The sequence below is a fragment of the uncultured Fenollaria sp. genome (genome assembly GCF_934202865.1).
In the GTDB taxonomy this organism is placed as follows: domain Bacteria; phylum Bacillota; class Clostridia; order Tissierellales; family Peptoniphilaceae; genus Fenollaria.
This window is the reverse complement of sequence record NZ_CAKPYL010000012.1, coordinates 19,272-27,732: the sequence shown is the minus strand read 5'-3', so window position 1 is coordinate 27,732 and position 8,461 is coordinate 19,272. Positions and strand designations below refer to the sequence as shown.

7 protein-coding genes and 1 pseudogene are annotated in these 8,461 nt (G+C 35.5%); 2 read left to right on the top strand and 6 right to left on the bottom strand.

From position 1 onward, the window contains the following. A pseudogene (locus Q0E71_RS02605) lies at positions 1-461 on the bottom strand (acetate kinase); the annotation flags it as partial. Positions 462-555: 94 nt separating this feature from the next. Between Q0E71_RS02605 and Q0E71_RS02600 the strand changes: the two are divergent. Together Q0E71_RS02600 and lpdA are read left to right on the top strand one after the other, a co-directional pair. Beyond that, positions 556-1,725, top strand: a complete 1,170-nt coding sequence (locus Q0E71_RS02600; RefSeq protein ID WP_294795704.1) for a nucleotidyltransferase family protein — start codon at positions 556-558, stop codon at positions 1,723-1,725. Positions 1,726-1,790: 65 nt separating this feature from the next. Next, positions 1,791-3,185 (top strand): dihydrolipoyl dehydrogenase, encoded by a 1,395-nt coding sequence (gene lpdA, locus Q0E71_RS02595; protein ID WP_294795702.1) that lies wholly within the window; start codon positions 1,791-1,793, stop codon positions 3,183-3,185. Positions 3,186-3,244: 59 nt separating this feature from the next. Here lpdA and Q0E71_RS02590 read toward each other — a convergent pair whose 3' ends face one another. From Q0E71_RS02590 to Q0E71_RS02570, 5 genes are read right to left on the bottom strand one after another with little or no spacing between them, the layout of a single operon-like run. Further along, a complete protein-coding gene (locus tag Q0E71_RS02590) occupies positions 3,245-3,739 on the bottom strand; it encodes a hypothetical protein (RefSeq protein ID WP_058260547.1) in 495 nt (164 codons plus the stop codon). Between the two features lie 3 nt (positions 3,740-3,742). After that, complete coding sequence (gene coaD, locus Q0E71_RS02585) at positions 3,743-4,222, bottom strand: pantetheine-phosphate adenylyltransferase (protein WP_294795699.1); 480 nt, start codon at positions 4,220-4,222, stop codon at positions 3,743-3,745. Next, positions 4,223-4,777, bottom strand: coding sequence for a 16S rRNA (guanine(966)-N(2))-methyltransferase RsmD (rsmD, locus tag Q0E71_RS02580; RefSeq protein ID WP_294795697.1), 555 nt, complete (start codon positions 4,775-4,777; stop codon positions 4,223-4,225). It abuts the gene before it with no gap. Positions 4,778-4,787: 10 nt separating this feature from the next. Further along, the gene (recG, locus tag Q0E71_RS02575) at positions 4,788-6,812 is read right to left on the bottom strand and encodes an ATP-dependent DNA helicase RecG (protein ID WP_294795695.1); all 2,025 of its coding nucleotides are present in this window, start codon (positions 6,810-6,812) and stop codon (positions 4,788-4,790) included. Further along, positions 6,812-8,455 carry a DAK2 domain-containing protein gene (locus tag Q0E71_RS02570; protein ID WP_294795693.1) on the bottom strand — a complete coding sequence of 548 codons (1,644 nt, stop codon included), beginning with the start codon at positions 8,453-8,455 and terminating at the stop codon, positions 6,812-6,814. The genes recG and Q0E71_RS02570 overlap by 1 nt, the downstream gene beginning before the upstream one ends. Positions 8,456-8,461: the final 6 nt, after the last annotated feature.

The following is an 8,461-nucleotide window of genomic DNA, read 5'->3' as shown; positions in this document are numbered from 1 at the left end:
GTTTGATGGAAGGCTGTATCCATAACAACAACGTTTGGTTTGCCCTTTACAAGCTCTTCACAAGCTTCTATACCCATAAGGTTTGCTGGGTTATGAAGTGGTCCGAAGCAGATGAACTTTTCGATAGTCTTCTTAACGTCTTCAGTTACTAGAGTTGAGTCAGTTAACTTGTCACCACCATGTAGTACTCTGTGACCGATACCGTCGATTTCATCAAGTGAAGCAACAACGCCGTGTTCTTTGTCAACAAGTGCGTCAAATACGTGCTTCATAGCTGCCTTGTGGTCCTTCATAGCTTCTTCTACTACAAAATTTTCTCTTCCTTCAACTTTGTGAGTAAGCTTAGAGCCTTCAATACCGATTCTTTCTACTAAACCTTTACAGATTACGCTTTCGTCATCCATGTTCATTAATTGATACTTTAATGATGATGATCCGCAATTAATTACTAATATTTTCATTTTTACCTCCCTAAATATTTAACAAATCATACACATATATGATATAATAAATTGTAGAAAATTTCAAGTGTTTTTTAAGAAAGAAGGGAAAAAGTTGAAAATAGTCGGAATCATTTCTGAGTACAATCCATTTCACAATGGCCACATCTATCATATAAATAAAACAAAAGAAGCTCTAGGCGTCGATGCAGTGGTCGCTCTGATGAGTGGCAATTTTGTGCAAAGAGGCCTTCCTAGTGCCTTTACCAAGTATGAAAGAGCTAAGATTGCCTGTGAATATGGCTGTGACCTTGTTCTTGAGCTGCCCGTCTTCTCTTCTATAGCACCTGCAGATATATTTGCAAAAAATGCTGTGAACATACTAAATAAGCTAAACGTAATTGACTGCCTAAGCTTTGGCAGCGAAGATGGTATAGACGCTCTTAGTAAGGCACACGAAATGATGAAGGCAAATGAAAGTAAGTTTGATGAGCTAATTAAAAAGCTTTTGTCGAGTGGTCTTTCATTCTCAAGGGCTTACGCTTTAAGCTTTAATGAACTTACTACGACGGATATTATGAATAAATCAAATAATATACTTGCTTATAAGTATATAAGTGCTCTCGATGAAACGAAGAGCGCTATGAAGCCATTCGCCGTGCAAAGACATGGCCCTCATTATAACGACGAGTGCAATGATGGCGGCGTAGCAAGCGCAAGCCATATACGCTCTCTTATATATAAGGGTGAAGATGTGAGTGATTTAGTCCCAGCACTTCCCCAAGAAAAAATTATTGACTTAGAAAAATATTTTTCCTATATCAAATCCATTTTCATAAGAGAAAAGAATTTTAAAATGTATTTTGAATATGATGAAGACGCTGTAAACTATATTAAAAAATACATCTACGAGGCGAAGAGCTATAATGAATTTATGGAAATGGTAGCCAGAAAAAACTTTTCAAGGAGCAAGATCAATAGATTTATGCTTGCTATGCTATTAAATATATATAAAGATAATGTTTCAAGAGACAAAGAATATGATTTTATAATACCTTTATGTGCAAATGAAAAAGGAAAAAAAGTTTTAAGAGAGATAAAAAAGCGTAGCGATGTAAATATCATTAGCAAGTACAAAGATCTTGATAATTTAAGTCATGAGAGCAAGCTAGACCTTGAGATATTGATAAACAATGATCAAATTTATTATCTGATGAAGGGCATGAATGTAAAAGATGCTTACAAGATTAATTTACAAAGTATAGAAAAAACTCTTAAGAAATAGCAAATTATATGATATAATTAAAATGTTAGGAATAAAATAAATAATATATATAAAGGAGGACATATATGAAATTACTAATTATCGGCGCAGGTCCTGGCGGATACGAAGCCGCTTTCAGAGCTGCTCAACTAGAAAATGATGTTGTTCTTGTTGAAAAGAACTTACTTGGTGGTACTTGCCTAAACATTGGCTGTATACCTACTAAGACTATGGTTAAGATAGCTGATTTCTACAGCGAAGTACAAAATGCTGAAGAATTTGGCGTAAAAGTTGATGGATATGGTCTTGATACTGAAAAGATTTACCAAAGAAAACAAGATGTTATGACTAAACTTAGAGACGGGATCGAATATTTAATCTCAACTTATGACAATATCAAGCTTTTAAAGGGTACTGCTTCTTTCGTTAGCGAAAATGAAGTAAAAGTAGTTTTAAATGATGGCGGTGAAGAAAACGTTACATTTGATAAGTGCATCATAGCTACTGGATCAAAGGACATCAAGCCACTTGAAGGATGTGATCTACCAAAGGTTTTAAACTCAACTACTCTACTAAGTTTAAAAGAAATACCAAAATCAATGATAGTTATAGGTACAGGCGTTATAGGCCTTGAATTTGCTACTATCTACGCAAGCTTTGGTACTGAAGTAACTGTTATCGGTAACAATATGTTCAAGACAGCAGATATTGAAATACAAAAGAGATTACAATCAATATTAAAGAACCCTAATCTTAAGTTCGCTACAAAGCAACACTCTAAAAAGATAGAGCAAGCTGGCGATATGCTTAAAGTAACTACTCAAATGGTAGGCAAAGATACTTTAAAAGATTATGAAGCTGAATATGTATTAGTTGCTTTAGGAAGAGCAAGCAATACTGATGGTCTTAACACTGAAGCAGCTAAAGTTGAAACAAAGGACGGCGGCGTTTTAGTTGATGAAAACTTAAAGACATCAAACGACAATATCTACGCTATAGGCGACGTTATCTACAAAAACACTCAATTAGCTCACTTTGCTACAGCTCAAGGCTTCCACGTAGTTGAAAAGTTATCTGGACTTGAGCCAAAAACTGATCTATCAATAGTTCCAGCTGTATTATACACAGTTCCAGAACTTGCTCAAGTTGGTAAGACTGAACAAGAACTTGAAAAAGAAGGCATTGAGTATGACAAAGCAAAGTCCATGTACCAAGCCAATGGCAAGGCACTTGCAGTTGGTGGAACTAAAGGCTTTATAAAGATACTATCAACAAAGGATCACAAGAAGATTTTAGGCTGCCACATCATCGGTAAGGACGCTGACCTATTGATCCACTACGCTGTTATAGCTATGGCCAATGGTCTAAGTGTTGAAGACTTATCAAATATGATATATGCTCACCCAACTATTGCCGAAGTATTTAAGGACGCAATTGAATCGCTTGAAGGCAAGTCAACAAACTCGCCAATGGCAAAATAATTATAAAACAAATAAAAAAATAAATGCGAAGGTAATTATGTACTTTCGCATTTATTTTTTTACTTTTCTTCTTTTTCTTGTGCTACGTGATTTTCTTGGCTAACAGAAGCTGACATCTTTCTAAGCTCTGTTCTGTTTTCGTTCAAAGTAGTAATCATGTCTTTTAAGTTTTCTTGAGCGTTCATTAGAAGCTTGTCAGAGTATTCAAGTGAAGAGCGCTTTAAGTTTGTTGAAGCAATTTGTGCTTTGTTCATAATGTCTTTTGCTCTTTCATTAGCTTCTTTTAAAACTTCTTCTTTGCTTACAAGCTCTTCTAGTTTTAATCTTGTTTCTTTAATGATTTGTTCTGCATCTTTATTTGCTTCGCTTATAATTCTTTCTCTTTCTTCTTTGATCCATGCAGCTTGTTTTATTTCATCTGGAAGTTTTATTCTTAACTCGCTTATAATGTCTAGTAATTCTTCTTTTTGAACTAAAACCTTACTTGTTAGAGGTAGAGAACCCGCTGTTTCAACAATGTCCTCAATCTCATCAATAAGACCTAATACATCCATTTTTTAACCCCTTTCGTATTTCTTTTTCAATGCTTTTTCAACATTTTCTGGCACTAAGGCCGATATATCTCCATGATAGTAGGCAATCTCTTTCACGATTGAAGAGCTAAGGAAGTTGAACTTATGTGACGCAACCAAGAATATAGTTTCTAAGTCGCTATTAAGTGATTTATTCGCCATCGCCATTTGAAGTTCGTATTCATAGTCAGAAACGGCTCTTAAACCTCTTATTACGTAGTTGGTTCCCTCTTCTTCGCAAAATGAAGTAAGAAGACCATCAAAAGTCTTTACCTTAATCTTCTTCTCGTCTTTGAAGATCTCCTCTATCATCTTTTTTCTCTCATCTATAGTAAATAAGTGTTTTTTCTGTACATTAGTAGTTATGCCTATAATTAACTCATCAAAAATGTCTTTCGATCTGTTGATGATGTCAATGTGTCCATTGGTTATAGGATCAAAACTACCGGGATATATAGCTTTCATTTAACACCTCTTTATAAAAAATATTTTCTTATCGCCAATTGTTCTTGTATCAATATCAAAATCATCTTTGCTAATGGCTTCAGATAAATCATATTCTTTATTCTCTTCTATGATTATACTGCCCTTCTCCTCAAGTAAATCAAGAGAGATAATTAGCTTAAGTACTTCATTTAGAAGCTCATGGCTCTTATATGGCGGATCTAAGAAGATGTAGTCAAAGTTTTTATCCTTAAGAGGCCCTTTTAAGGCTCTTATGGCATCCATCTTCATAAGCTTTATCTCGTCATTAAGACCTAAGCTTTCTAAATTTTTATTTATAACGCTTATGGCCTCGCGCGATGAATCTACTAAGTAGACATCCTTCGCACCTCTTGAGTAAAACTCAATGCCTATCTGTCCTGTTCCGCTAAATAGGTCTAAAACAGATGCGTTAATCGCTATTGGCGATATGATATTAAATATTGTTTCTTTTATATTATCCAAAGTTGGTCTTGTCTTAAGGCCTTTTGGTGCTATTAATTTTCTTGATTTGAATTCGCCTGATATAACTCTCATAGCTTGCCTCTTAATTTAAGATAATATCTTGTTTGCTATCGTAAAAGACTGAGTCCATGTTATTTAACAAGGCTTCGTATCTGTCTTTTTCGTAATCAATGTCGCCTCTTAGTATTGATAAAACCTCTTTGTTAATGTCATTAATCATCTCAGTGTCCTTATCAAAATCAAAGAATTTAAACTCTATAGAGCCGTGCTGCTTTGTTCCGAAGAAGTCGCCTGGTCCTCTTAGTATCAAGTCTTTCTTCGATATCTCAAAGCCGTCTCCAGTCTCTTGCATCAGTTTTAGTCTTTCGTAGCTAATATCATTTAGCTTGTCATAAACAAGGACGCAATACGCTTGATCCGAGCTTCTTCCTACCCTGCCTCTTAATTGGTGAAGCGTAGATAAACCGAACCTTTCTGCGTTTAGTATAATCATGAGATTAGCATTAGGAACGTTTACGCCGACTTCTATAACAGTAGTTGAAACAAGTATCTGCACTTCGTTATCTTCATAAGCGGACATAATCTTGTTTTTCTCTTCATTTGATGTCTTTCCATGAAGCAGAGCAACATTATAATCTTTGAAATGCTCCTTCAATTCTAAATATACATCATTTGCGTTTGCCAAGTCAAGCGAGTCGCTCTCTTCGATCAGAGGCGTAACCACATAGACCTGCTTTGATTTTTTAAGCTCTTTTTCTATAAAATTAAAGATTCTTTCCTTGTAAGAATAAGGCACGGCGTATGTCTCTACCTTTTTTCTTCCTGGCGGCATGGTCTTGATAGTTGATATATCAAGGTCGCCGTAGAAAATTAGTGACATAGTCCTTGGTATCGGCGTTGCACTCATGACAAGAGTGTCTGCGTATATCGATTTATTCGTTAAATTCGCCCTTTGCTTTACGCCAAACCTGTGCTGCTCGTCCGTGATAACGAGTCCAAGCTTATTAAAATTAACTTTATCTTGGATTATGGAGTGAGTGCCGACAACTATGTCTATCTCCCCACTCTCTAGTCCTTTATAAATCTCATTCTTTTCTTTATTTGATATCGATGATGATAATAGCGCTACATTTATATCTTTATCCTTAAAAATATCTTTAAGGCTCTCGTAGTGCTGCTTAGCAAGTATTTCAGTTGGTGCCATCATAGCAGCTTGGTAGCCATTGAGATGTGCCTTATACATAGCGTATACAGCGACTATGGTCTTACCGCTACCAACGTCTCCTTGAACTAGCCTATTCATCCTCTTATCAGCTTGCATATCAGCATTGATCTCGCCTATAACAGTCTTTTGGTCAGCTGTTAGCTCAAAGCCAAGTCCATTAATAAAGTCTTCTTCTTCATCAAAGTGCTTAAACTTCACATAATTTTCATCCTGAACTTCTTTTCTCAAGACCTTAAAACCATATTCAACGGTAAATATCTCTCTATAAGCTAAAGTCTTTCTCGCCTTCTCCAAAGTCTCATGCGACGTTGGGAAATGCAGTTCTTTAAGGGCTTCATCTATACCATATAGATTATAGTCGCGTATCAAAATTTCTGGAATTATCTCTTTTACTATGCCTTTTGTATTAAGTAGCTCAGTCACGATTGAGACTAGTTTTGAATTGTATAAGCCTTTTACAAGATTGTATATTGGGCCAATGTAGCCAAGTCTGTCCGTGTTTAAGCTATTGTAAAACTCAGGATTAGAAAAGCTGTATCCAAATTTATTTTTACTTAATTTGCCAAAAAAGTAGAATGTTTTGCCCGGCTTAAAGATATTTCTGTAAAAATTCATGCCAAAGAAGAAAACTTTTGCGTTGTTCTTCTCGTCACAAACGTCAAACATCATCATATTTCTCTGCCTCATTATAGGCGATGAAATAACTTTGACCTTAAATAGTGCCGCTTCGGCTAAACTATCATCAGAGATAGTCCTAAGATTCTTCCTGTCCTCATACCTTCTAGGCCTGTTGAACAGCGCATCTTCTGCAGTGTATAAGCCAAGCCTATTTAGATACTCTTCAGTTTTACTTCCTACTCCCTTGACCTCTCTTAGCTTCATTATTCCAATGAAATTATATAGTAGTATAAAGCTTGTTTAGACTCGATTGCTTCGAAGTCTATGTCTGGATATTTTTCTTCAAGTTTTTCGATTAAGTCATCAGCTATAGCTTTTTCAGCGTCTTCGCCTAGATATAGAGTCACTAAAGATGTGTCTTCATCGATAAGTTCATCTATCATAGCCATAGTAGTTTCGTTTAGATCTGCTGAACTTGCTAGTATCTTTGATGAGCTGATAGCAAGGTAATTACCCTTCTTTATCTCTTTACCATCGATAGTAGTATCTCTTACGGCAAATGTAACTTCGCCAGTTTTTACTTCGCTGATGGCTTCGTTCATGTTATCAAGAATTTCATCTGCACTCATGTCCTCATCGAAAGTAATCATAGCTGTGATAGCTTCTGGCATATTTCTAGTTTCAACTACATGGATATTCTTATCGCTAAGGTCAATTGTTTGCTTAGCCGCCATGATGATGTTTTTGTTGTTAGGGAAAATAAATATATCGTCTGCATTGATATTCTCAATTGCTTCCATAAAATCTTCTGTAGATGGGTTCATAGTTTGGCCACCTGTAACAACTTCATCAACTTTTAAATCCTTAAATATCTTTGTAAAGCCTTCACCTGAACTTACGGCTATAAAGCCATATTTTTTGTGTTCTTTTGGCTTATTGTCTGCTTTTTCAGTATTTTTATACTCTTCTTCGCTAAATAGTATCTCATTGTGTTGAAGACGCATATTATCAATCTTGATGTCCTTTAAGTAACCAAGTTTTAAAGCTTCTTCAATAACTTGACCTGGGTTGTTTGAGTGTATATGGCACTTGATTATATCATCAAGAGCAACGACAACCATTGAGTCGCCTATCTTTGAGATAGTTTCCTTAAATTCATTAACCTTGCTAGTATCGCCAGTTATAATAAATTCAGTACAGTAACCATATTTAATATTATCTGTAGAAATTTCTTTTCTATTAGCTGTTTGTTTAGTTTTATTTATATCTTGAACTGTAATTTCTAGATTTTCAGTTCTAGCGCCTTCTATTGCCCCTTTAAGAATGCAATAAAGACCCTTGCCACCAGCGTCAACTACTCCTGCTTCTTTTAATACGCTTAATAGCTCTGGAGTTCTGTTCAATGATGCTTCTAAAGCGATAAGTGAATCATCTGCAAATTTAGAAAGTTCTGTGTATTTTCTATAGTTCTTACTTGCAAAACTTGCTAAATCCTTTGATACTGTTAGTATAGTTCCTTCTGTTGGTCTCATAACAGCCTTATAAGCAACTTCACTTGCTTTAACAAAGGCTTCCATCAATGCTTCGATGTCAATGTATTCCTTATTTTCTACAGCTTCTTTGAAACCTCTAAGAAGTTGAGATAAGATTACACCAGAGTTTCCTCTTGCTCCAAGAAGAGCGCCCTTACTCAAAGCACTTGATATTTCTTTTACAGTTTTATTTTCTTCTTTAACTGCATTTGTAACTGCTGACTTCATTGTTAGAAGCATGTTAGTACCTGTATCTCCGTCTGGAACAGGAAATACATTTAGAGCGTCAACCACTTCCTTGTTTTCGCCAAGCGAGTTTAGAGCTCCAATCAATGCTTTCTTTAAAACAATTGCGTCAATTTTATTAGTACTCACATTTAC

Bases quoted from the DNA above. Each gene is read 5' to 3' on its own strand.
- lpdA (WP_294795702.1), top strand. From the start codon at position 1,791: ATGAAATTACTAATTATCGGCGCAGGTCCTGGCGGATACGAAGCCGCT.
- Q0E71_RS02590 (WP_058260547.1), bottom strand. From the start codon at position 3,739: ATGGATGTATTAGGTCTTATTGATGAGATTGAGGACATTGTTGAAACA.
- coaD (WP_294795699.1), bottom strand. From the start codon at position 4,222: ATGAAAGCTATATATCCCGGTAGTTTTGATCCTATAACCAATGGACAC.
- rsmD (WP_294795697.1), bottom strand. From the start codon at position 4,777: ATGAGAGTTATATCAGGCGAATTCAAATCAAGAAAATTAATAGCACCA.
- recG (WP_294795695.1), bottom strand. From the start codon at position 6,812: ATGAAGCTAAGAGAGGTCAAGGGAGTAGGAAGTAAAACTGAAGAGTAT.